Genomic DNA, 20,541 nt, shown 5'->3' with positions numbered 1-20,541 from the left:
CGTCCGTCGGGGGACGACAAATCGCTATCGCAGCAATTCTGCCGGATGCTGTTCCCTATCGCGGTTGTCCACAGCGACTTCGACTATTTCACTAGGGCTGTCCGACGCAGACCTTATACAGCACGAAGAAGTCGCGAACTAGACTGCAGGCATGTAGCCGCAAAGGCGGCAATCCTGCCGAACATTCACGTGGTATCGAGCGGGAACAAAGCGAAAGTCGAAGTGAAGCGTGGCACACAAGCTTGGCCGACTTACGACAGCCAGGATGCAGCAATTGTTGCCGGGACAGCTCTGGCAAAGAAGCTCCCGAGCGAGCTGATAGTGCAGGGCTCGGACGGAGCAATTCGTATGCGAAACTCCTACGGAAATGACCCGAGAGACGTCAAAGGGTAAAAGCAGGCCCAAGCTGAGCAAGAGGCCAGTTCTCAAACCCTACGCGCAAAAAAGGGATTTCAGCATCACTCCAGAGCCGTCGGGACAAACGAGGTATCGCAGAAGTCCGCAGTGCCTGCGCTTCGTCGTGCAGAAGCACTGGGCCAGGCGCCTGCACTATGACTTCCGGCTCGAGCTCGGCGGCGTGCTGCTCAGCTGGGCCGTGCCCAAGGGACCGTGCTACGACCCGGCCGAGAAGCGCATCGCCGTCCATGCCGAAGACCACCCGCTCGACTATGCCGGCTTCGAAGGCGAGATCCCGCCGAACCAGTATGGCGCCGGGTCGGTGATCGTCTGGGACCGCGGCACCTGGACGCCGGTGGGGGATCCGCATGACGGCATGGCCGCCGGCAAGCTCGTCTTCGATCTGCACGGCGAGAAGCTGGCAGGCCGCTGGGAACTAGTGCGCATCGCCAAGCCGGGGGACAAGTCCGAGCAGTGGATCCTCTTCAAGAAGTGTGATGCCTGGGCCCGGCCGCTGGCGGAGTTTGACGTGCTGGCCGCGCTGCCGGACAGCGTCATCTCCAGGCCGCTGGGCGCCTTGCGCGAGGCCCCCGGCGTCGCCGACGATGACGATCCGGCCCTGGCCATCCAGCGCTCGCCGCGCGCGCCCCTGCCGGCGAAGCTGCGGCCCCAGCTTGCCACGCTGTCGCCCACCCTCCCTTCCGGCACCGGCTGGATCATCGAAACCAAGTTCGACGGGTACCGGATCCTGGCAAGGATCGACGATGCCCGGGTGACGCTGTTCACCCGCAACGGGCATGACTGGACGCGCAGGCTGAGCTCGCTGGCGGCGGAAATCGAGAAGCTCGATATCTCGCAGGGTTGGCTGGATGGCGAGATCGTGGTGCTGCGCGACGACATGCCGGATTTCAACGCCTTGCAGAACGCCATCGACGGGCATCGCCACGAGGCGATCGTCTACTTCGCCTTCGACCTGCCGTACTGGGAAGGCCGCGACCTGCGCGAGCTGCCGCTGGTGCAGCGCCGGGCGAAGCTGGCCGGGCTGGTTGCCGACCGCTCGGAGCGGGTGCGCTTCAGCGAAGCCTTCGACGCGCCGCCGGCGCAGATGTTTCAGGCGGCATGCCGGCTCGGCCTGGAGGGGCTGATCTTCAAGCGCGCCGATTCCCCCTATGTCTCGGCACGGACGCCGAGCTGGCTGAAGGCCAAATGCAAGCTGCGCCAGGAGTTCGTCATCGGCGGCTTCTCCGACCGCGAAGGCGCCTCTGCCGAGGTGGGCAGGCTGTATCTGGGCGTCTACGCGGATGGGGCGCTGGTTTATGCGGGCGGCGTCGGCACCGGCTGGGACAGTGCCACCGCCACGGATTTGCGCAAGCGCCTGGCGGCACTGGAAGTCAAGGACAGTCCTTTCTCGACGGAGGCCCGCGGCAGCGGGCGCTGGGGCGGCCGGCGGCCTGCCGTGGTGCGCTGGGTCAAACCAAAGCTGGTCGCGGAGGTCGAGTTCACCGAGTGGACACCGGACGGACAGGTTCGCCACGCGTCATTCAAAGGGCTGCGCACGGACCATGTCGTCAAGTCGATCCGGCGCGAAGCCGTGCAGACCGCGGTCACGCCGCATGGCGTTGCCGCCATCAAGGTCACCAATCCGGAACGGGTGATCGACCAGTCCAGAGGCATCACCAAGGTGGAACTGGTGCGCTACTACGAGAGCGTCGCCGCGGTGATGCTGCCGCACCTGGCGGACCGCCCGCTCTCGCTGGTGCGCGCGCCGGAGGGCATCGACTCGCCCACGTTCTTCCAGAAGCATGCCGAGACGGCAATGCCCGGCCTTACCGAGCAGCCGGCTTCGCTGTGGCCCGGCCACGCGGCGTTGCTGACCGCCGACTCGCCCGAAGCCATTGTCGCGGCGGCCCAGATGAACGTGGTGGAGTTCCACACCTGGAATTCCACCGCGCGCGATATCGATCATCCTGACCGGGTCATCTTCGACCTGGACCCCGGCGAAGGCGTGGCGTGGGAGACCATGCAGGAAGCCGCCATGCTGGTGCGCACGCTGCTGGACGAGCTGGGCCTGCAGTGCTGGCTCAAGACCAGCGGCGGCAAGGGCCTGCATGTGGTGGTGCCGCTGGCACCGCGGCGGACCTACGATGAAGTGAAGGCGTTTTCACATGCGGCCGTCAGGCACCTGGCCACCACGCTGCCGCAGCGCTTTACCGCCCGCTCCGGCGCCGCCAACCGCAAGGGCCGCATCTTCGTGGATTACCTGCGCAACGGCTTTTCGCAGACCACCGCCGCCGCGTTCTCGGCACGCGCGCGGCCTGGCCTGGGCGTGTCCATGCCGGTGTCGTGGGAACAACTTTCCAGGCTGAAAAGCGGCGCGCAATGGACCATCCGCGATGCGCGCGAGTACCTGAGCTTCCAGCTGGCGGACCCCTGGCAGTCTTACTGGGACACACGCCAGACTTTGACGGAGGCCATCGAACGCTTAAGCTGAATCCAGGCGCAACCCAATGTGGAGTATCCAATGGCTGCCCGATCGCTCGCTTCCCTGTCGCTGTCGTTTGGCCTGGTGTCGATCCCGGTCAAGCTCTATACCGCCACCGAAAGCAGTTCCGCCGTGCGCTTCAACCTGTTGAGCAAGGATGGCTCGCGCGTGAGGCAGCAGTACATTTCCGAACAGACCCAGAAGGTTGTCGAGCGTGCCGACATGATCAAGGGCTACGAGTTCGAGAAAGGCCGCTTTGTCACGTTCGCACCCGACGAGCTCAAGGCACTGGAAGAAAGCGCCAGCCATATGGTCGATATCGTCGCGTTCATACCCGAGCAAAGCGTCGATCCGCTCTACTACGACAAGGCGTATTTCATCGCCCCCGACAAGCGTGGCGGCAAGCCCTACAGCCTGCTGCGCGAGGCCATGTCGCGGACCGGCCGCTGCGCCATCGCCAAATGGGCCTCCAAGGGCAAGTCGCACGTGGTCCAGATCCGCCCGGTGGAAGGCGGGCTGGTGTTCCAGCAGCTGCTGTTCGCGGATGAAGTGCGCAACATCGCCGAACTGAATATCGAAGAGGTGGCGGTGTCCGAGGCCGAGCTCAAGCTGGCGATCCAGCTGATCGAGCAGGCCTCCGAGGAAGAATACGACCCCAGCCAGTACAAGGACGAGGAGAAGGCCAGGATCCTGGCCGCCATCGATGCAAAGATTGCCGGCAAGCATATCGTCGCGCCCGAGCCGGTGGAAGCCGGCGCCGGCGGACAGGTGATCGACCTGATGGACGCGCTGCGCGCCAGCCTGTCGAAGAAGGGCACCGCGCCCGCCAAGGGCAAGGCTGCCGCAGCCGCACCACCGGCCCGCAAGTCTGCCCGGCGCGGCGCGGCGGCCGAGCCCACGCCGATCCGACGCACCACCAAGAAATCAGCGTGAAGCGCAACGGCGGTCTCAGTACGCGTGACCTCGAGGCGCGCCTGGGCGTGTCCAGGCGGCTGATCGCCAGCCTGGTCGCGGCCGGGCTGGTGCAGCCCACGCGCGGCCCGCGCGGCGAACACGTCTTTTCCTTCCAGGACGCCGTGCTGATCCGCACCGCCGACTCCCTGCACCGGGCGCATATCGGGCCCGCGCGCATCCTGCGCGCCCTGCGCCATCTCGAGCGGCTCAGGCCGGACCGGCACCTGTCCGCGGTACGCATTTCGGCGTGCAGCGGCAAGGTGTCGGCCCGGGACCGCCACGGCGACTGGATCGTGGAAACGGGCCAGCGGCTGATGGACTTCGGCACACAGGACGACGCCGGTGTCCGCGTCATGGCCCTGACCAGGGAAGCCTCAGCCTACGCCGCTGCCGACGAAGCGCTTGCCGAGGGCCTCAGGCTGGAACCGACAGATGCCCGCGGCGCCGAAGCGGCTTACCGGCGCGCGGTGGTTCATTATCCGGCGATGCTGGACGCCTATCTCAACCTCGGATGCATGCTGGCCGATCAGGAACGGCTGGACGAAGCCATCCTGCTCTATGAATCCGCGCTGGCCGTGCTGCCGGAGGAGCCCGAGCTGCACTTCAACCTGGGCGTCGCGCTGGAGGATACCGGGGCGACACAGGCTGCCCTGGCTGCCTATGAGCGCAGCATCGAACTTGCCCCGGGCGATGCCGACGCGCACTACAACGCCGCGCGCCTGCATCAGGAGCTGGGGCACATCCAGAACGCGCTTCGGCATTTCAACCAGTATCGGAAGCTGGATCGCTCGAGGTGAGCGTGCGCTGAAGCGGTTTGCGGTGAGGGTCGCAAAAGGCCGTTAGTTACCGGCCCCTCCCCTTACAAATACTTGAACAGATTCATCCCCTGGATCTGCATGAACGACTGCTGCGCCCCCTGCAGCGCCACCTGCCGCTGGTAATACTCGGTAATCGCCTTGGCGTAATCCAGGTCCTGTAGCCCCGACAACGTCTGCGAATACGTCAGGTCCCGGTTGGCACCCACGTCATCCAGCGCATCCAGCTCGTTCATGCGCGAGCCCACCGACGCGCGCACGGTCAGCACGTTGTCGAGCGAGTTGGAGAACTGGCGCACGGCGGTCGACAGCACGTTGCCCAGGTGGGCGCGGTCGTTGTCAGAGGCGTTGGGCTGGCGCAGCGTGTCGATCACGGTCTGCAGGTTGGCGAACATGTCGGTGCCGGCCTCGCTCGCCGGCTGCATGGTCAGGGTGTCGCCGGCCTTGGGGGTGCCGGTGACGTTGAAGCTGAAGCCCGCGACTTCGATCTGCGCCGGCGAGGTGTAGGGCACCGGGCCGGTCACCACCGGTGCGGGGGTGGTGCCGGTCGAGGTGTCGGTAATGGTGTATTCGATCTGGCCGGTGGCGTTGGCCGTGAACGACATCTGCAGCGCATGGCCGAACAGCGGGTGGCTCGGGTCGGTGGTGGACACCGTGCCGAAGGTGGCGGTGCCGGTGTTGGCGGGGTCGCCCTTGACCACATAGCCGGCGCCGCCGGTCACGCTCATGAAGACTTCGCGGCCGGTGTTGCCGGCGGGCATCTGGCGCGCCACGTCGACCTGCAGCAGTTGCTGGCCGTTGTCGCCGATGTAGGTGCTGGCCCCCGCGCTCTGCGTGAACGGCGCGCTGCCCGAGCGGGTGCCGCCGAACAGGAACTGGCCGTTGCCGTCGTCGGAGTTGGCCAGGCTCAGCAGCTGGTTGTACAGGCCTTCCAGCGCGGTCGCGAGCGAGCCGCGGTCGGCATCGCTCATGGTGCCGTTGCCGGCCTGCACCAGCAGGGTCTGGATGTTCTGCGTGATGGTGGTGACGGACTGCAGCGCGTTCTCTTCCGCGGCCAGCGCGATATTGGCCTGGTTGCGGGAGGTGGCGTACTGGCCGTTGACGGCCTGCGCCTGGCTGACGCCCAGCGCGCGGGTGGCGCCGACAGGATCGTCCGACGGGGTCAGGATGGAGCGGCCGGTGCCGAGCTGCTGCTGGATGTGCATCAGCGCGCCCTGCTGGTAGTTCATCGAAGCCAGGCCTTGCTGGTACAGGGTGGAGCTTGCAACGCGCATATTGGGTTACCTCTTCTGACGCGGGGTGGCGCGGCGCTTAGCGGCCGATGCCGATGATGGTGTCGAACAGCGTGCCGGCGGTCTGGATCACGCGCGCGTTGGCCTGGTACAGCTGCTGGAAGCGCAGCATCGACACGGTTTCCTCGTCCATGTTGACGCCCGACACCGATTGCTGCGCGGTCTTGATCTGCGTGGTGATGCTGTCCTGCGAGGTCGAGGCGATCTTGACCGACTTGGCGCGCGTGCCGACATCGTTGACCAGCTGCGCGTAGGCTTCGCTGAAGCTGGACACGCCGCCGATGGTCTTGGCGTTCTGCAGCTTGGCCAGCACCAGCATGTTGCCGTTGTCCTTGACCGCGCCGGCATTGCTGCCCAGCGTAAGGCTGTCGCCCGCGGCGGGCGTGCCGCCGAAGCTGAAGGTCAGGCCGTTGAGGGTGAAGTCGGTATTGCTGCCGTTGGGCACGCCCACCGGCTGCGGCGCCATGGCCACGCCGCCGACCTTGAAGATGTAATTGGTGCCGTCGAACTCGGCGGTGATCTTGCCGGCCGGCGGGGTGAACCCGGGCGCCACCTTGCTCAGCGACGCGGTGGCGTTGCCCTTGTTGCCGGCAGTTGCCTCGATGTAGGCGGGCGATGCCGCGGCGATCTTGGCGGGATCGCTGATCGCCATGTCGAAGCCGGTGGCGGCATTGCGGGTCGGCTGCACCGTGAACGAATCGTTGGTGCCCATCGGCGCGTTGATCTCGACGGTAAAGCCGTCGGCGCTGAACTGCAGCGGGTAGGTGGCGCCGCCCGCGGGCACGGGCGTGACCACCTGCTGGTTGTCGGACAGGCGCGTCAGCGTGTAGTTGGTGCCGTCGAAGTGGAGCTTGTAGTCGCTGGTGGTCAGCGCCGACGCATTGTCGATGGTGGCGGTGGCGACGGTGGTCTTGACGGTGTTGTTGGCGTTGGGGATGGTGGTGGCGCCGCCAAGCCGGAACATGTCGGTGCCGGCGGCGCCGTTCAGGTCGATGCCGAGCTGGTGCTGCGCATTGAAGCTCGCGCCGATCGCCAGCGACAGGCGGCCGATCGCGCTTTGCGCCGGATCCAGCGTCTCCGTACGGAACTGCAGCAGGCCACCCAGCGAGCCGCCGGTGAGCGCGCCCGGCTCGCTCTCGATCACGGCGCCGGAGGGCAGCGTGTAGGCCACCACGGTGCGGTTGGGGTCGGCCGCCGAGGCCACGGCCTTCAGTTCATAGGCGTCGTTGCCCATCACCAGCGGCTGGCCGTTGCCGACGAAGACGTTGTAGGTGCCGCTGTCCTGCACCACCACCTTGGCGCCGACCAGCTTGGTCAGCTCGGCCACGGCCTGGTCGCGCTGGTCGAGCAGGTCGTTGGGCGGCTGGCCGCCCGAGGCCGCTTTCAGGCGCGTGATTTCCTGGTTCAGGTTGGCAATCTGCTTGGTGTACGCGTTGACCTGCGTGACCGCGGTGCCGACCTGTTCGTTGACGCCGGCCTGCAGCTGCTTGAAGTAGTTGCTGGCCGAGCGCACCTGTCCCACCAGCGCCTGGCCCGCCGACAGCATGCCCTGGCGCGCGGCCGGATCGGCCGGGGTATCGGCCACGGCCTGCACCGCGGCAAAGAACTTCTGCATCAGCGGCGCCAGGCCGCCCTTCTGGTCGGCGAGCAGGTTGTCGATCTGGCTGATCTGGTCCGAGTACATCGACAGCGAGGCGCTGGCCGAGGTGGCGCCGCGCAGCTGGCCGGTCAGGAACTCGTCATAGACGCGGATCACCGTGGTGGTGTTCGAGCCGAAGCCGTAGAAGCCCTGGCTGGTGTACTGGCCGCCGGCGGACGCGACGATGGTGTTCTGGCGCGAATAGCCTTCGGTTGCCGAATTGGCAAAGTTGTGGCCCGTCGTCGTCAGCGCGTTCTGCGCGGTGTTCAGGCCGGAGAGGCCAATACTGAAGAGAGACATGGTGCTCTGGTCCGGGATTGGTGGGACTGCCGCGTTGAGGGGCGGCGGGGTGGTATTGGGAAGTTATCGGCTAGCGGGGGGTGGGACTTTAGGCTGGGAATGAAACGGAACGCACTGCCGCTTGCGGTGCGGCGGTTTGCTCCCCTCTCCCGCTTGCGGGAGAGGGGCGGGGGTGAGGGCCGGCGGCGGCAATAGCGACGGCCTGCACTTCGTAGATGCTCCCGCCCTCACCCCAACCCTCTCCCGCAAGCGGGAGAGGGAGTACACAAGCGGGAATTTGAAACGCCGAGGCGGCCGGCGGCTACAAGCAAAGCTTTGACCCTACGCCGCCACCTTCTTCATGATCTTCACCAGCTTGTGCCCGTACGCCGGATCCGTGGCATACCCCGCCCTTTGCAAACCATGCGCCGCGTCCTCGGCACTGGCCGCGCTGACCACGCCCGCGTAGCGCGGGTTGCTGGTCAGCAGGCGCGCGTAGTCGGCGCAAGCCTCGTCGTAGGACCCATAGGCGCGGAACTTGGCCCGCACCTTCTGCGGCTGGCCGTCGATGTATTCGGTGGTGGTGATTTCCGCGACGCGGCCCTTCCAGCTGGGGCCGGCCTTGATGCCGAAGACGTTGAACGTGGTCGAGCCATCGGCGTGCGTGATTTCGCGCTGGCCCCAGCCGGATTCCAGCGCGGCCTGGCCGACGATCAGCCGTGCCGGCACGCCGCTGGCGCGGGCAGCAGCTTCGGCCGGGCCGGCCATGCGGGCGACGAAGGCGCTGACGTGCGCGGGCGCATCGTCGGGCAGCCGGCCCAGCCGGTCTTCGCCCTGGCCGTGGTCCGCGTAGGACTGCGGCTGGTACTGACGCAGGCCCGCGGTGGGATTCCATTGCTGGCCCGCGACGATGGTGCCGATGGCGGGCAGGTCGGCCTGTTCGCCGGCGTCGGCGGGCATGGCGCCGGCGCCGCGGCTGTCGAGCAGCCTGGCCAGCTCGGCATCGGCGGCCTTGCCGGCCTCGGCCGGCGTCAGCGCGTTCATGCCGGCGGGCATCGCGGTGCCGGTGGCGCGCGCCAGCTGGCGCACCATCACGTCGGCCAGGCCGATGCCGCGCGACGACATCTGCTGCGCCAGCTGCTGGTCCATCATCGACAGGTAGAGCTTGCTCTGCTCGTTGTCGAACAGGCCGTCCTGCGGGGTGGCGTCGCGCATGCTCTTGAGCACCATCTGCGTGAACACCGCCTCGAACTGCTTGGCGACGGCCTGCAGCGTATTGGCGTCGGCGCCGCCGCGCGCGCTGTGCTTGAGCGCTTCGAAGCCCTGCGTGTCCAGCGCGAAGCGCTGGGTCAGGTCGGCGCCGGTCGCAGGCATCGCGCCACCGTTGATGCCGCTCATGGTCAGATCACTTCCAGTTCGGCGCGCAGCGCACCCGCCGCGCGCATCGCTTCCAGGATGGTCTGCAGGTCGGCCGGGGTCGCGCCCAGCGCGTTCAGCCCCTTGACCACGGCGGCCAGCGAGGCGCCCGCCTTGACGATCTGCAGCGAGCCGCCCTGCTGCCTCATGTCGATCTGCGACACCGGCGCCACCACGGTCTGCCCCTCGCTGAACGGCGCGGGCTGGCTGATCACCGGCTGCGTGTTGATGACCACCGACAGGTTGCCGTGCGCCACCGCGCAGTCTTCCACCGTCACCGCCTGGTTCATCACGATGGAGCCGGTGCGGGCGTTCAGGATCACCTTGGCCGCGGCCTTCGCCGGCGTCACGTCGAGATTCTCGATGCGGGCCAGGAAGCCCACGCGCGCCGCCGGCGACACCGGCGCGCGCACCTGCACCACGCGCCCGTCCAGCGCCGCGGCTACGCCGCCGCCCATGTTGCGGTTGATGGCTTCGACCACGCGCTCGGCGGTGCTGAAATCCGTGTCCTTCAGTTCCAGGTTGAGCACGCCGCCATCGGGCTGGAACGGCGCGACCGCGCGTTCAACGATGGCGCCGTTGGCGATGCGGCCCACCGCCAGCTGGTTGATCTGCACCTTGCTGCCGTTGGCCGACGCGCCGGCGCCGCCCACCAGCATGTTGCCCTGGGCGATGGCGTAGACCTGGCCGTCGGCGCCCTTGAGCGGCGTCATCAGCAGCGTGCCGCCGCGCAGGCTCTTGGCATTGCCCATCGACGACACCACCACGTCGAGCTGGCTGCCAGGCTGCGCGAACGCGGGCAGCGAGGCTGTGACCATCACCGCCGCCACGTTCTTGAGCTGCATGTTCTTGCCGGCCGGCAGCGTGATCCCCAGCTGCGAGAGCATGTTGGTCAGGCTCTGCGTGGTGAACGGCGTCTGCATGGTCTGGTCGCCGGTGTTGTCCAGCCCCACCACCAGGCCGTAGCCGACCAGCGGGTTGTCGCGCACGCCCTGGAAGGTGGCCAGGTTCTTCAGGCGCTCGGCCTTGGCACTGGTGGCAAAGGCGCCAAAGGCCACGCCCAGCGCCAGGCTGACCATGGTCAGCCGCAGCAGGCGGGACAGGAAACGAGCGAGCATCTGGGCAGACATGGCGCGGTCAGAACGGAGAAACATTGAGGAAGAAGCGCTGCAGCCAGCCCATGTTCTGCGCTTCGTCGATCACCCCCTTGGCGGTGTATTCGATGCGCGCATCGGCGACCTGCGTCGACAGCACGGCGTTGTCGCCGGTGATGGTGCGGGGATTGACCACGCCCGAGAAACGGATGAACTCGGCGCCCTGGTTGATGGCCATCTGCTTTTCGCCGGAGACCACCAGGTTGCCGTTGGCCAGCACTTCCAGCACGGTCACGGTGATGGTGCCGTTGAAGGTGTTGGCCGCGCTGGCGCCGCCGCTGGCCTTCATGGTGTTGGCGCCGTTGATGTTGGCGTTCTGGCTGGCGCCGAACAGGCCGCCCAGCGCGCGCGGCACGGACTCGAACGCCAGCGCGGCGTTGCCGGTGCGGCTGGTGTTGGTGCCGGAGTTCTTGCTGGCGTTGACGTTCTCGGTGATGAGGATGGTCAGGATGTCGCCCACGTTGCGCGGGCGGCGGTCCTCGAACAGCGGATTGCCGGCGTACGACGACTGGTAGATCGAGCCGGAAGCCGGGCCGATCGGGCGCGGCTCGGCGCGCGCCGTGGTCGGCATCTGCACCAGCGGCTCGCGCGGCATCAGCGCGCAGCCGCTGGCGGCCAGCATTGCCACGCCGGCCAGGCAAACCAGCGCACGCGCGCCCAGGCGGGAAAGCAAGGTGGCCATGTTCACACCAGTCAACCCAGTTGCGCCAGGCGCTGCAGCATCTGGTCGGAGGCCTGCACCGCCTTGCTGTTGATCTCGTACGCGCGCTGGGTCTGGATCATGCTGACCAGTTCCTCGACCACGTTGACGTTGGACGCCTCGACATAGTTCTGCTGCACCACGCCCGCGCCGTTCAGGCCCGGCACGGTGGTGTTGGGCGCGCCCGAGGCATCGGTCTGCACGTACAGGTTCTCGCCCATGCTCTCCAGGCCCGCCGGGTTCATGAAGGTGGCCAGCTGCAGCTGCCCCACCTGCACGTTGGCGCTGGAGCCCGGCTGCGTCACCGACACCGTGCCGTCGCGGCCGATGGTCATCGACAGCGTGTTGGCCGGGATGGTGATGGCGGGCTGGATCACGAAGCCGCTGGACGTGACCAGCTGGCCGTTCTGGTCCACCTGGAACGAGCCGTCGCGGGTATAGGCGGTGGTGCCGTCGGGCAGCGCCACCTGGAAGAAGCCCTGACCCAGGATGGCCACGTCCTTGGCATTGCCGGTCTGCTGCGGATTGCCCTGGGTGTGGATGCGCTCGGTCGCCACCGGGCGCACGCCGGTGCCCAGCTGCATGCCCGAGGGCAGCGTGGTCTGGTCCGACGACAGCGCACCGGGCTGGCGGATGGTCTGGTACATCAGTTCCTCGAACACCGCGCGGCCGCGCTTGAAGCCGTTGGTCGACACGTTGGCCAGGTTGTTCGAGATCACGTCCATCTGCGTCTGCTGCGCATCGAGGCCGGTCTTGGCAATCCAGAGAGAGCGGATCATGTGGGTCCTTGGTGGGTGCTGTGGGCCGGCACGACAGCGCCGTGCCGGCCGGTCATTCGGTTCAGTTGGTCGAGAGCAGCTGGTTGGCGCGCTGCTCGTTGCCGTCGGCGCCCTGGATCATCTTCATCTGCATCTCGAAGCGGCGCGCATTGGCGATCATCTCGACCATGGCTTCGGTCGGGTTGACGTTGCTGCCTTCGAGCGCGCCCGAGATCACGCGCACGGTGGGATCGGCCTCGAGCGGCTGCGCGCCGGGGCGCAGGCGGAACAGGCCGTCATCGCCGCGGGCGATGGCGTCGTTGGGCGGGTTGACCACGCGCAGCCGGCCCACCTGCGCCAGCCCGGCCGAGGCCTCGCCCGGGCCGCGCGCGGTAATGGTGCCGTCGGTGCCGATGGTCACCTGCGAGCCCGGCGGCACCGCCAGCGGACCGCCGTCGCCCATCACCGGCAGGCCGGAGAGGGTCTGCACCTGGCCGTCCTGCGCCACCTGCAGCGCGCCGGCGCGGGTATAGGCCTCGCTGCCGTCCGGCGCCTGCACCACCAGCCAGCCGTTGCCCTGCAGCGCCACGTCGAGCGCGCGGCCGGTGTAGGTCAGCGGCCCGGCGCGCATGTCGGCACGCGGCGTGGACGCCAGCGTGAAGGCGCGCGTGCCGGCCTCCGCCCCGACCACCGGCACCGCACGGTACAGGTTGACCTGGGCGCGGAACGCCGGCGTCGAGACGTTGGCGAGGTTGTTCGATACCGCCGCTTGCTGGTCGAGTATCTGCTTGGCGCCCGACAGGGCGGTGTAGATCATGCGGTCCATGGCGGCGGCTCAGCTCAGCGTGGCGGTCACAGGTTCACCAGGGTCTGCATGACCGTGTCCTGCGCCTTGATGGTCTGCGCGTTGGCCTGGTAGTTGCGCTGGGCCACGATCAGGTTGACCAGCTGGCCGGACAGGTCCACGTTGGAGGCTTCCACCGCGTTCGAGCGCAGCGTGCCCAGGCTGCCGCCGGCCACGCCGAGCAGCGGCTGGCCGGACGAGCCGGTGGCGGACCACACGTTGTCGCCCTCGGGCTTCAGGCCTTCGACGTTGCCGAACGCGGCCATCACGATCTGGCCCAGCGGCTTGGTCTGCTCGTTGGAATAGTTGCCGGTGATGGTGCCGTCGCCGTTGACCGAGAAGCCCAGCAGGCTGCCCGAGGTATAGCCGTTCTGGCTGAGCTGCTTGACGTCGTTGTCGGCGCCGAACTGGGTGGTGCCGGTCAGGTCCAGGCGCATGGCCATGGCCTGGGCACCGTTGGCCGCCGGCTGGGTCAGCGTGACCGCGCCCGCGCCCGGCGCCTGCAGCGCGCCGGCGTTGTCGAACGACAGCGTGACCGGCGCGCCGCCGACGGTGTTGCCGTTGACGTCGGTCACGTACATCTGCCAGTCGGTGCCGCCCGGCACGGTGGGCGCAGCGCCCGACTTGGCGAAGTACGCCATCAGCTGCTGCTTGTTGCCCAGCGAGTCATAGACGTTGATCGCCGTGCTGTAGTTGAACATGTTGCTGGTCGGCGGCACGCCGGGCGCGCTGGCAAACGCCTGCGTCGGCACGGTGGCGCGCGAATCGAGCTGGAACTTGGCGGTGATGCTGCTGGTGGCGCGCGGCTCCATCTGCGCGTTGCTGATCACCAGCGGCTGCGGCTGCACGCCCGCGCCGCCGGCCACGCCAGCCGGATAGCCCGTCACCTGCAAGCCCTGCATATTGGTGATGCGGCCGTCTTCCTGGCGCTGGAACTGGCCGTTGCGCGAGTAGTAGACCGCGCCTTCCGGGCTGGTCATGCGGAAGAAGCCGTTGCCGTTGGTGATGGCCACGTCCAGGGACCGGCCCGAGGCCTCGATATTGCCCTGGTTGAACGACTGCACCACCGAGTTCACGCGCACGCCCAGGCCGATCTTGGTGCCCGCGTAGACGTCGGCGAACTGCGCGGCCGATTGCTTGTAGCCAACCGTGTTGGCGTTGGCGATGTTGTTGCCGATCACGTCCAGGTTGGACGCGGCGGCGTTCAGGCCGCTTACCCCTTGACCGAAACCCATGATTGCTTCCTTTTATCTAGGCTGTGGTTGAAGCCGGCCTGGCGCCCGCGCGCTGCCGGCACCTGCGTATTAGAGAATGCGGCGCACGTCGTCGACGTTGGCGGTCTGGCCGTCGCCCAGGTCCACCAGCACGCCGCTGGCGTCGCCGCTGATGCTCTCGACCTTGCCGTACACCAGCGCCACCGGCTTCACCGAGGTGCCGTTGGCGGTGGCGCTCACCTTGAAGGTGTAGTCGCCGTCGGCCACCGCCACGCCGGCGTTGTTCTTGCCGTCCCACGCGATGTTGTGCACGCCCGCGGTCTGGCCCTTCATGTCGATGGTGCGCACCACGTTGCCGTCCTTGTCGAGCACGTCGACGGTGACCGCGTCCGCGGTCGACGGCAGGTCCACGCCGATCTTGCCCGGCACGCCGCCTTCCACCGAGACCTGCTTGCCCGGCACCATCACGGTACGGCCGATCAGCGCCGCGGAATCCATGGCGCGGCTGGCGCTGACCTGCCCCAGCAGCTGCGACAGCGTCGCGTTCATGGTCTGCATGCCGCTGACCGTGCTGATCTGCGCCAGCTGCGAGGTCAGCTGCGCGTTGTCCATCGGGTTGAGCGGATCCTGGTTGTTCATCTGCGTGACGAGCATGGTCAGGAAGTTGTTCTGCAGCTCGGACGCGCTGGCGCTGCCGCTCTTGAGCGCGTCGTTGATGCCTTGCGTGTTGCTGCCTACCGGCGGGGTGGTGGTCATGTCAGTTGCTTGTGTGCGAGGTGCGGATGGAGCCGTTGCCGTGATGGGCCGGCGCGTGTCACTGGCCGATCGTCAGCGTCTTGAGCATCATGTTCTTGGCGGTGTTGAGCACCTCCACGTTGGCCTGGTAGGAGCGCGAGGCCGAGATCATGTTGACCATCTCCTCCACCGGGTTGACGTTGGGCATCACCACATAGCCCTGCGCATTGGCCATCGGATGGGTGGGGTTGTGCACCATGCGCGGGGGCGACGGGTCCTCGCTCACGCCCTGCACCTGCACGCCGCCGATATCGGTCTGTCCCGGCGTGGGCGCCATGCCGAACACCACCTGCTTGGCGCGGTAGGCCTGGCCGTTGGGGCTGACCACGCTGTCGGCGTTGGCCAGGTTGGACGCGGTCACGTTCATGCGCTGCGACTGCGCGGCCATGGCCGAGCCCGCGACGTCGAAGATGTTCATTGCCGGCATGGGTTCGCTCCTGCGTTACTGCTGGATTGCCGCCAGCATGGTCTTGATCCTGGAATTCATCACCGTCAGGCCGGACTCGAAGTGCACGGCGTTGTCGGCAAAGGCCACGCGTTCGGTGTCCATTTCCACGGTGTTGCCGTCCACGCTGGACTGCAGCGGGATGCGGTAGGCCAGGTCGAATTCCTCGCGCCCGGGCGCCTGCGCGGGCAGGTGGCGCACCGACGTGGTCGACAGCGACATGCCCTCGTTGCGGTGGCCGCGCTCCACGGTCTGCGCCAGCGTGCTGGAGAAATCAAAGTCGCGCGCCTTGTAGCCGGGCGTGTCCGCGTGCGCGATGTTCGAGGCAATCACCGACTGCCGCTGGTTGCGCAGGCTCAGCGCTTCCTGCTGGAAGCGTAGCGCCGCGTCGAGTCTGTCAATCATCTGCATCTCCCTGCTGACAAGGCGCCCCCATAAGCGGGGCGAACCGGGGTTCTTCAGGGTTGGCATCTTAGGCGGGGACCTGTCACGCCAATCGGATGAATAAGGACGGGAAATCCGCGCATTTCGGCCCGCCCGCGCGCGAGGCGCTGCCTACAATGGGCCCCGATGACAGATGTATACGGCGCGCGCAGCCAGTCACGGGGCCGTGCGCCGTCCTTGCCGGGAAGTCCAGATGAAACAGCATTGCCGCAACGCGCGCCGCCTGGTGCAAGCCCCGCTGGGCGCTTGCCTGCTTGGCGCTTGCCTGCTTGGCCCTGGTGCCGCGGGCGCCGCGCCGGCCCAGATCACGCCGGTCGCCATGCAGGCGCCGGCCGCGCACGGTCCCGGCAGCCCCGCCCCCGCCGCGACCAGCCCCTTCACCGAAGACCCCGCGCGGGTGGCCGTCGAGCGCTTCCTGCAGCAGCAGGCCGCCGGCCTGCCAGGCAAGGTGAGCGTGCAGGTGGCGCCGCCGTCAGGCGGGCGCGCGCCCGAATGCATCGCGCCCGACCCGTTCCTGCCCGCCGGCGCTTCCCCGTGGGGACGCGTCTCGGTAGGCGTGCGCTGCGGCGGCGAGCGGCCCTGGGTGCGCTACATGCAGGCGCGCGTCTCCGTGCTGACCGACTATTACGTGGCCGCGCGCGCGCTGGGCCCGGGCGAGCCGGTCGGCCAGGCCGATGTGGAAATCCGCCAGGGTGACCTGGGCGCGCTGCCGCGCGCGGTGATCACCGATCCGGCGCAGCTTGCCGGGGCCGTCACCGCCAACCGCATCGCCGCCGGCTCGCCGCTGCGCACCGACCTGCTGCGCAAGGCCATCGCCGTGCGCCAGGGCCAGACCGTCACCGTGGCGGTCGAGGGCGAGGCCTTCCAGATCACCAGCGAAGGCAAGGTGCTGGCCGACGCCGCCACCGGCAATACCGTGCAGGTACGGCTGCGCAACGGCCAGGTGGTCAATGGCCTGGTGCGCAGCGGCGACACCGTGGTGCTGCAATGACCGTGCGCCAGGTGCTGTAATCGTGGCTGAGTTGACTGGAATCCCGGGGCAGGCGGCGTGCGAAAATGCCGCCCCAGCCGCCGTGCAGCGAATCCGGGCCAGGCGCCCTAAAGAATTCGCCGGCGCGTCCGTAATGCCATAGGAAACCAGCAAGGATCGCCCCGTGAAGATCAACCACTCCACCTCGTCCCGTCCGGCCGACGCCGCCGCTGGCGACGCCGCCCGGCCCCATGCCGCCCCGGCCGCCGCCGATGCGGCCGCGCCGTCCGCCGGCCTGAGCGTCAGCCCGCTGGCCGCCCAGGTGCGCGACATCAGCGCCCGCCTGGCCCAGCCGGCTGACGACGATATCGATACCGCCAAGGTCGAGGAGATCCGCCAGGCCATCGCCGAAGGCCGGATCCGCATCGACCCGGGCAAGATTGCCGATGGCCTGCTCGCCACCCTGCGCGAGCTCGGCCAGGCCGACCCCAAATAGCCACCATGAGCCAGAGCCTGATCCAGTCCCTGCAGCGCGAAACCGAAGGCATCCAGGCCTTCGGCCAACTCCTCGCCGAAGAGCGCGACGCCCTCAAGCGGGGCGACTTCCAGTCCCTGAGCGGGCTGCTGACGCGCAAGGTCGAACTGGGCCAGGCTTTGTCCCGCCAGCTCAAGGCCCGCGAAGCCCAGATGGGCGCGCTGGGCCTGCGCGCGGGCCCGCAAGGCCAGCTGCTCGGCCGCCAGGTCGAACCGGCCGTGGCCGATGCCTGGCGCGGGCTGATCTTTGCGGCCCGCACCGCGCGTGACGCCAATGCGCTCAACGGGGCGGTGGTGGACGCCCATCTCGACTTCACCCGTGAAGCCATCCAGGCGCTGCGCCAGCATAGTGGCGGGGATGCGGGGTTGTATGGGAAGGATGGGAAGGCGGCGGCGGGTGTGGGTGGGGTTAGTCTGGCGGCCGGGTAGGGGTTCGGTTGCTGTGCGCTTTCTGCAATGGCAATAGCGTGCGCGTTCACTTCGTTGATGCGCTCGCCCTCACCCCAACCCTCTCCCGCAAGCGGGAGAGGGAGTACACAAGCGGGAATTGGAAAGCTCGAGGCAATGATGACGCTGCAGGTTTTCCCCCTCTCCCGCTTGCGGGAGAGGGGCGGGGGTGAGGGCCGGCGGTGGTAATAGCGACGGCCTTCACTTCGTTGATATTCCCGCCCTCACCCCTAACCTCTCCCACAAGCGGGAGAGGGAGTACACAAATCGTGCGCGGGACCACGCCACCGTCGTGGTGGCAGATATGATTCGCAGCTCAAAGCGGTGGCTCAAATAGGTGGAAGTCCCAAATCCAACCCTCAACCGCCGGCTCTTCGCAGCGCACGCGCATAGTGTTGTGCTTGCTCCCGACCTTGGTTAGATAGCACTTGGTATTGACTGGCAACATCTGGAAGTTCTCGCTCTGAGCACTGGCATCCCTCTCGGTAGCGTAGAGCTTGACGGCAGTAATGGTCACGCTTGGCGTAAAACTAATGCGCACACCAGTGACAAATACGTATGCCGCAGCCATAAGGGCAAGCAATGCCAAGACAATAAATGCCTTCCTCATGATCTACCAGTTCGTGGATGCGCCATGCCTCCAGCCCTTCGGGTATAGCCTTCTTTCCACGACACGATTGGATTTACTAACCACCGATAGTAGCTCGGCGGGCGTAATGGGCGTCTGTATGTTGCGTGGGTCATGTGCCAGGATGCCGATGTTCTCCAATGCTTGAGCGGTGTTCGTCGAGCATGAATTCTTGAGAAGATCATATTTCATTGCCCGCTTTCACACGGCTTTCCCTGGATCGCCTGATGTTCCATTTTTTCGTCACTTGTTGATAAGTGACGAAAAAACGGAACATTCATCCCTACCTGAACCCCACCACCACCTCATTACTCCGCCCCTGCAACACCGGTACCAGGCTCCCCTGCCCCGGCACCCGGAACGCAAACACAAACCCCTTGGTGGCATCGTCGCCGAAGAACGCATCGGTCTTGCCCTCGGCCTGCGTCAGCAACACGCAGCGTTGCGCATTGCACAGGTAGGCCTGCAGTTCCGCCGGCGGCGTCTTGGCGAAGCTGTAGCGCCAGCGCACCGAGGTAATGACCCCTTCCGATTGCGGCAATACGCCAGTGGGCAGGATTGGCGGCGATACCGCGCGCTGGCCGCGGCCGTGCAAGGCCGGGCCGTTGACCGAGCCGGTCCAGGCGTGGCGGGTGCCGGCGTCGAACGCGGCCCACGCGCACGCCGATACCGCGGCCAGCAGCCAGCAAGCGCCACGCGCGGCGCGCGCCTTTGCTGGCATCACAGCAAGCCGCGCAACTGGCTGCGCAGCCGGTTGATGGCCTGCCCGCGGATCTGGCATACGCGCGACTCGGTCACCTCGAGCACGGCGCCGATTTCGCGCAGGTTCAGTTCCTGGTCGTAGCACAGCGACAGCACCAGCTTTTCCCGCTCGGGCAGGCGTTCGATGGCGCGGACCAGTGCCTCGCGCATGCCGCTTTCCATCAGCACGGTCAGCGGGTTGCCGTCGTCGCTGCCGCCGAGGTGGCGGTCGAGGAAGTCTTCTTCGCCGGAGCGCTCGAAGTCTTCATAGTGCAGCAGCTGGCAGCCATAGACCTCGTTGAGCAGCAGCTGGTATTCGTCCAGCGGCATCTCCATGGCCTCGGCCACTTCGGAGTCGATCGGCGTGCGGCCGAGCTTCTGTTCCAGGTTGCGCTGGGTGCGTTCGATGCGGCGGGTGAACTGGCGCAGGCTGCGCGATTGCCAGTCGTTGGCGCGCACCTCGTCGAGCATGGCGCCGCGGATGCGCTGGCTGGCGTAGGTCTCGAAGCGCGCACCGTGGGTGTCTTCATAGCGCTTGGCGGCGTCGAGCAGGCCGATCATGCCGGCCTGGATCAGGTCGTCGATCTGCACGCTGGCGGGCAGCCGCGCGGCGAGCTGCAGCGCGATGCGGCGCACCAGCTGGGCGTGCGCCTTGACCACATCGGCCTGTTCGAGCTTTCCCTGGATCGTGTACATGGTGCAATTCTCGTGACTGCTGGATGGCTGGACCGGTACCCCTTGGCGTGCCGGCTGGCTCAGGGTGTGGTGGTTTTAGGTGGCATGGCTGGCAGGCTCAGGCCATGGCGGGCGCGGCTGCTGGCGCGGCGGCATCCGCGCGCAACGGCCAGGCGCCGATACCGCCGGCGCTGCGGCGCAGGGCCGCGGTGGCCGGCGCGGCCGGGAAGGCATCGACCACGCAGCGGCCCAGTTGCGCAGCGCGCGCCACGAGCGGATCCGCCGGCAGCCAGCCCGCGCACAGCACTTCGACGCCGAGGTACTGGCTGGCGGTGCGCGCCAGGTTGCGAAGGATGGCCTGCACCGTGGCTTCGCTGCCCGCCAGGTTGACGATCAGGTGGAACTGGCGCCACGCATACAGGTGGTGCAGCCGCTTGATGCAGGCGTAGGCGGCGGTGATCGACGCCAGCTCAGGGCGCATCACCACCAGCACGTTGTGCGCATCGCCCGCAAGCGGCGACAGCGCGCCGTCTGCGTCAACGCCGGCATCGACCAGCACGCTGCGGAAATCGTTCGTCGCCGCCTGCGGCAAGGCAGTGCCCGGCACCGGCCGGCCCGCCGGCAGCACCGACAGCACGCCTTGCGGGCTCACGCCCGCCGCCGCATCGAGCGACAGCCGGCCCGCGTGGACGTCGGCCAGCGTGCCCGCCGGCCTGGCGCCGGACCAGCGCGTGGCAGGGGCGCTGGCGTCTTCGTCGACCAGCAGCACGCGCTCGCCCTGCATCGCCAGCGCATGCGACAAACCCAGCGCCACGGTGGTCGCGCCGGCGCCGCGTTCGCTGGCGAGCACGGCGATGCGGCGCGTGGTGCGCGGCGCCAGCATGCGGCGCAGGCTCGCGGCCTGGTCCATGGCGAGGGT

General features: G+C 67.6%; 22 protein-coding genes. 7 read left to right on the top strand and 15 right to left on the bottom strand.

Features of this window, described 5'->3' with window-relative positions; all coding sequences use genetic code 11:
* Nucleotides 1–45 precede the first annotated feature (45 nt).
* Genes AC3FMM_RS00585 through AC3FMM_RS00570 form a run of 4 tightly spaced genes read left to right on the top strand, consistent with a single transcriptional unit; the run spans nucleotide 46 to nucleotide 4,629 of the window.
* Complete coding sequence (locus tag AC3FMM_RS00585; RefSeq protein WP_115670898.1) at nucleotides 46–393, top strand: DUF2188 domain-containing protein; 348 nt, start codon at nucleotides 46–48, stop codon at nucleotides 391–393.
* Complete coding sequence (ligD, locus tag AC3FMM_RS00580) at nucleotides 368–2,887, top strand: DNA ligase D (RefSeq protein WP_488685955.1); 2,520 nt, start codon at nucleotides 368–370, stop codon at nucleotides 2,885–2,887. Before AC3FMM_RS00585 ends, ligD begins: the two co-directional genes overlap by 26 nt.
* Before the next feature lie 30 nt (nucleotides 2,888–2,917).
* Nucleotides 2,918–3,811 carry a non-homologous end joining protein Ku gene (gene ku, locus AC3FMM_RS00575; protein ID WP_115712069.1) on the top strand — a complete coding sequence of 298 codons (894 nt, stop codon included), beginning with the start codon at nucleotides 2,918–2,920 and terminating at the stop codon, nucleotides 3,809–3,811.
* On the top strand, nucleotides 3,808–4,629 hold the full coding sequence (locus AC3FMM_RS00570) for a tetratricopeptide repeat protein (protein WP_488685954.1): 822 nt from the start codon (nucleotides 3,808–3,810) through the stop codon (nucleotides 4,627–4,629). Before ku ends, AC3FMM_RS00570 begins: the two co-directional genes overlap by 4 nt.
* A 62-nt stretch (nucleotides 4,630–4,691) precedes the next feature.
* On the opposite strand, the gene flgL is transcribed toward AC3FMM_RS00570, so the two are convergent.
* From flgL to flgB, 11 genes are all read right to left on the bottom strand, one after another.
* A complete protein-coding gene (flgL, locus tag AC3FMM_RS00565; protein ID WP_488685953.1) occupies nucleotides 4,692–5,921 on the bottom strand; it encodes a flagellar hook-associated protein FlgL in 1,230 nt (409 codons plus the stop codon).
* Between the two features lie 37 nt (nucleotides 5,922–5,958).
* Nucleotides 5,959–7,878: a flagellar hook-associated protein FlgK gene (gene flgK, locus AC3FMM_RS00560; protein WP_488685952.1), complete on the bottom strand. Its 1,920-nt coding sequence runs from the start codon at nucleotides 7,876–7,878 to the stop codon at nucleotides 5,959–5,961.
* A 321-nt stretch (nucleotides 7,879–8,199) separates the two neighbouring features.
* Nucleotides 8,200–9,255 carry a flagellar assembly peptidoglycan hydrolase FlgJ gene (flgJ, locus tag AC3FMM_RS00555; protein ID WP_240987720.1) on the bottom strand — a complete coding sequence of 352 codons (1,056 nt, stop codon included), beginning with the start codon at nucleotides 9,253–9,255 and terminating at the stop codon, nucleotides 8,200–8,202.
* A gap of 2 nt (nucleotides 9,256–9,257) precedes the next feature.
* The gene (locus tag AC3FMM_RS00550; protein ID WP_269462432.1) at nucleotides 9,258–10,403 is read right to left on the bottom strand and encodes a flagellar basal body P-ring protein FlgI; all 1,146 of its coding nucleotides are present in this window, start codon (nucleotides 10,401–10,403) and stop codon (nucleotides 9,258–9,260) included.
* Nucleotides 10,404–10,410: 7 nt separating this feature from the next.
* On the bottom strand, nucleotides 10,411–11,109 hold the full coding sequence (flgH, locus tag AC3FMM_RS00545) for a flagellar basal body L-ring protein FlgH (protein WP_116313367.1): 699 nt from the start codon (nucleotides 11,107–11,109) through the stop codon (nucleotides 10,411–10,413).
* A gap of 11 nt (nucleotides 11,110–11,120) precedes the next feature.
* Nucleotides 11,121–11,906 (bottom strand): flagellar basal-body rod protein FlgG, encoded by a 786-nt coding sequence (gene flgG, locus AC3FMM_RS00540; RefSeq protein ID WP_012355134.1) that lies wholly within the window; start codon nucleotides 11,904–11,906, stop codon nucleotides 11,121–11,123.
* A gap of 61 nt (nucleotides 11,907–11,967) precedes the next feature.
* Nucleotides 11,968–12,711: a flagellar basal body rod protein FlgF gene (locus AC3FMM_RS00535; RefSeq protein ID WP_488685951.1), complete on the bottom strand. Its 744-nt coding sequence runs from the start codon at nucleotides 12,709–12,711 to the stop codon at nucleotides 11,968–11,970.
* 26 nt (nucleotides 12,712–12,737) lie between these two features.
* Nucleotides 12,738–13,964: a flagellar hook protein FlgE gene (flgE, locus tag AC3FMM_RS00530; protein WP_414248425.1), complete on the bottom strand. Its 1,227-nt coding sequence runs from the start codon at nucleotides 13,962–13,964 to the stop codon at nucleotides 12,738–12,740.
* Between the two features lie 69 nt (nucleotides 13,965–14,033).
* Nucleotides 14,034–14,699 carry a flagellar hook assembly protein FlgD gene (gene flgD / locus AC3FMM_RS00525; RefSeq protein ID WP_116313366.1) on the bottom strand — a complete coding sequence of 222 codons (666 nt, stop codon included), beginning with the start codon at nucleotides 14,697–14,699 and terminating at the stop codon, nucleotides 14,034–14,036.
* A 58-nt stretch (nucleotides 14,700–14,757) separates the two neighbouring features.
* Entirely contained in the window at nucleotides 14,758–15,165 is a 408-nt protein-coding gene (flgC, locus tag AC3FMM_RS00520) for a flagellar basal body rod protein FlgC (RefSeq protein WP_115699518.1), read from the bottom strand.
* 15 nt (nucleotides 15,166–15,180) lie between these two features.
* Nucleotides 15,181–15,588, bottom strand: coding sequence for a flagellar basal body rod protein FlgB (flgB, locus tag AC3FMM_RS00515; protein ID WP_112774630.1), 408 nt, complete (start codon nucleotides 15,586–15,588; stop codon nucleotides 15,181–15,183).
* A gap of 232 nt (nucleotides 15,589–15,820) precedes the next feature.
* Here flgB and flgA point away from each other — a divergent pair, with 232 nt between their 5' ends.
* From flgA to AC3FMM_RS00500, 3 genes are all read left to right on the top strand, one after another.
* On the top strand, nucleotides 15,821–16,618 hold the full coding sequence (flgA, locus tag AC3FMM_RS00510; protein WP_488685950.1) for a flagellar basal body P-ring formation chaperone FlgA: 798 nt from the start codon (nucleotides 15,821–15,823) through the stop codon (nucleotides 16,616–16,618).
* 163 nt (nucleotides 16,619–16,781) lie between these two features.
* Nucleotides 16,782–17,093 carry a flagellar biosynthesis anti-sigma factor FlgM gene (flgM, locus tag AC3FMM_RS00505; RefSeq protein WP_115682268.1) on the top strand — a complete coding sequence of 104 codons (312 nt, stop codon included), beginning with the start codon at nucleotides 16,782–16,784 and terminating at the stop codon, nucleotides 17,091–17,093.
* Nucleotides 17,094–17,098: 5 nt separating this feature from the next.
* A complete protein-coding gene (locus tag AC3FMM_RS00500; protein WP_414248427.1) occupies nucleotides 17,099–17,560 on the top strand; it encodes a flagellar protein FlgN in 462 nt (153 codons plus the stop codon).
* Between the two features lie 334 nt (nucleotides 17,561–17,894).
* Here AC3FMM_RS00500 and AC3FMM_RS00495 read toward each other — a convergent pair whose 3' ends face one another.
* The 4 genes from AC3FMM_RS00495 to AC3FMM_RS00480 all read right to left on the bottom strand — a co-directional run bounded on the left by AC3FMM_RS00495 (nucleotide 17,895) and on the right by AC3FMM_RS00480 (nucleotide 20,532).
* Complete coding sequence (locus AC3FMM_RS00495; protein WP_116313363.1) at nucleotides 17,895–18,188, bottom strand: hypothetical protein; 294 nt, start codon at nucleotides 18,186–18,188, stop codon at nucleotides 17,895–17,897.
* Nucleotides 18,189–18,489: 301 nt separating this feature from the next.
* Nucleotides 18,490–18,927 carry a flagellar protein FlhE gene (locus tag AC3FMM_RS00490; protein WP_252678907.1) on the bottom strand — a complete coding sequence of 146 codons (438 nt, stop codon included), beginning with the start codon at nucleotides 18,925–18,927 and terminating at the stop codon, nucleotides 18,490–18,492.
* Complete coding sequence (locus tag AC3FMM_RS00485) at nucleotides 18,927–19,643, bottom strand: RNA polymerase sigma factor FliA (protein WP_115699513.1); 717 nt, start codon at nucleotides 19,641–19,643, stop codon at nucleotides 18,927–18,929. The genes AC3FMM_RS00490 and AC3FMM_RS00485 overlap by 1 nt, the downstream gene beginning before the upstream one ends.
* 97 nt (nucleotides 19,644–19,740) lie before the next feature.
* Nucleotides 19,741–20,532 carry a MinD/ParA family ATP-binding protein gene (locus AC3FMM_RS00480; protein WP_488686084.1) on the bottom strand — a complete coding sequence of 264 codons (792 nt, stop codon included), beginning with the start codon at nucleotides 20,530–20,532 and terminating at the stop codon, nucleotides 19,741–19,743.
* Nucleotides 20,533–20,541 lie beyond the last annotated feature (9 nt).

It is taken from the genome of Cupriavidus sp. 207A1 (assembly GCF_057798955.1).
Note: the sequence above shows the minus strand (reverse complement) of the source record. Positions and strands in the feature narration are given on the sequence as shown.

Excerpts from the sequence above, each read along its gene's own strand:
- AC3FMM_RS00585 (WP_115670898.1), top strand. The coding sequence starts at position 46 with ATGCTGTTCCCTATCGCGGTTGTCCACAGCGACTTCGACTATTTCACT.
- ligD (WP_488685955.1), top strand. The coding sequence starts at position 368 with ATGACCCGAGAGACGTCAAAGGGTAAAAGCAGGCCCAAGCTGAGCAAG.
- ku (WP_115712069.1), top strand. The coding sequence starts at position 2,918 with ATGGCTGCCCGATCGCTCGCTTCCCTGTCGCTGTCGTTTGGCCTGGTG.
- flgL (WP_488685953.1), bottom strand. The coding sequence starts at position 5,921 with ATGCGCGTTGCAAGCTCCACCCTGTACCAGCAAGGCCTGGCTTCGATG.
- flgK (WP_488685952.1), bottom strand. The coding sequence starts at position 7,878 with ATGTCTCTCTTCAGTATTGGCCTCTCCGGCCTGAACACCGCGCAGAAC.
- flgJ (WP_240987720.1), bottom strand. The coding sequence starts at position 9,255 with ATGAGCGGCATCAACGGTGGCGCGATGCCTGCGACCGGCGCCGACCTG.
- AC3FMM_RS00550 (WP_269462432.1), bottom strand. The coding sequence starts at position 10,403 with ATGTCTGCCCAGATGCTCGCTCGTTTCCTGTCCCGCCTGCTGCGGCTG.
- flgH (WP_116313367.1), bottom strand. The coding sequence starts at position 11,109 with ATGGCCACCTTGCTTTCCCGCCTGGGCGCGCGTGCGCTGGTTTGCCTG.
- flgG (WP_012355134.1), bottom strand. The coding sequence starts at position 11,906 with ATGATCCGCTCTCTCTGGATTGCCAAGACCGGCCTCGATGCGCAGCAG.
- AC3FMM_RS00535 (WP_488685951.1), bottom strand. The coding sequence starts at position 12,711 with ATGGACCGCATGATCTACACCGCCCTGTCGGGCGCCAAGCAGATACTC.
- flgE (WP_414248425.1), bottom strand. The coding sequence starts at position 13,964 with ATGGGTTTCGGTCAAGGGGTAAGCGGCCTGAACGCCGCCGCGTCCAAC.
- flgD (WP_116313366.1), bottom strand. The coding sequence starts at position 14,699 with ATGACCACCACCCCGCCGGTAGGCAGCAACACGCAAGGCATCAACGAC.
- flgC (WP_115699518.1), bottom strand. The coding sequence starts at position 15,165 with ATGCCGGCAATGAACATCTTCGACGTCGCGGGCTCGGCCATGGCCGCG.
- flgB (WP_112774630.1), bottom strand. The coding sequence starts at position 15,588 with ATGATTGACAGACTCGACGCGGCGCTACGCTTCCAGCAGGAAGCGCTG.
- flgA (WP_488685950.1), top strand. The coding sequence starts at position 15,821 with ATGAAACAGCATTGCCGCAACGCGCGCCGCCTGGTGCAAGCCCCGCTG.
- AC3FMM_RS00500 (WP_414248427.1), top strand. The coding sequence starts at position 17,099 with ATGAGCCAGAGCCTGATCCAGTCCCTGCAGCGCGAAACCGAAGGCATC.
- AC3FMM_RS00495 (WP_116313363.1), bottom strand. The coding sequence starts at position 18,188 with ATGAGGAAGGCATTTATTGTCTTGGCATTGCTTGCCCTTATGGCTGCG.
- AC3FMM_RS00490 (WP_252678907.1), bottom strand. The coding sequence starts at position 18,927 with ATGCCAGCAAAGGCGCGCGCCGCGCGTGGCGCTTGCTGGCTGCTGGCC.
- AC3FMM_RS00485 (WP_115699513.1), bottom strand. The coding sequence starts at position 19,643 with ATGTACACGATCCAGGGAAAGCTCGAACAGGCCGATGTGGTCAAGGCG.
- AC3FMM_RS00480 (WP_488686084.1), bottom strand. The coding sequence starts at position 20,532 with ATGGACCAGGCCGCGAGCCTGCGCCGCATGCTGGCGCCGCGCACCACG.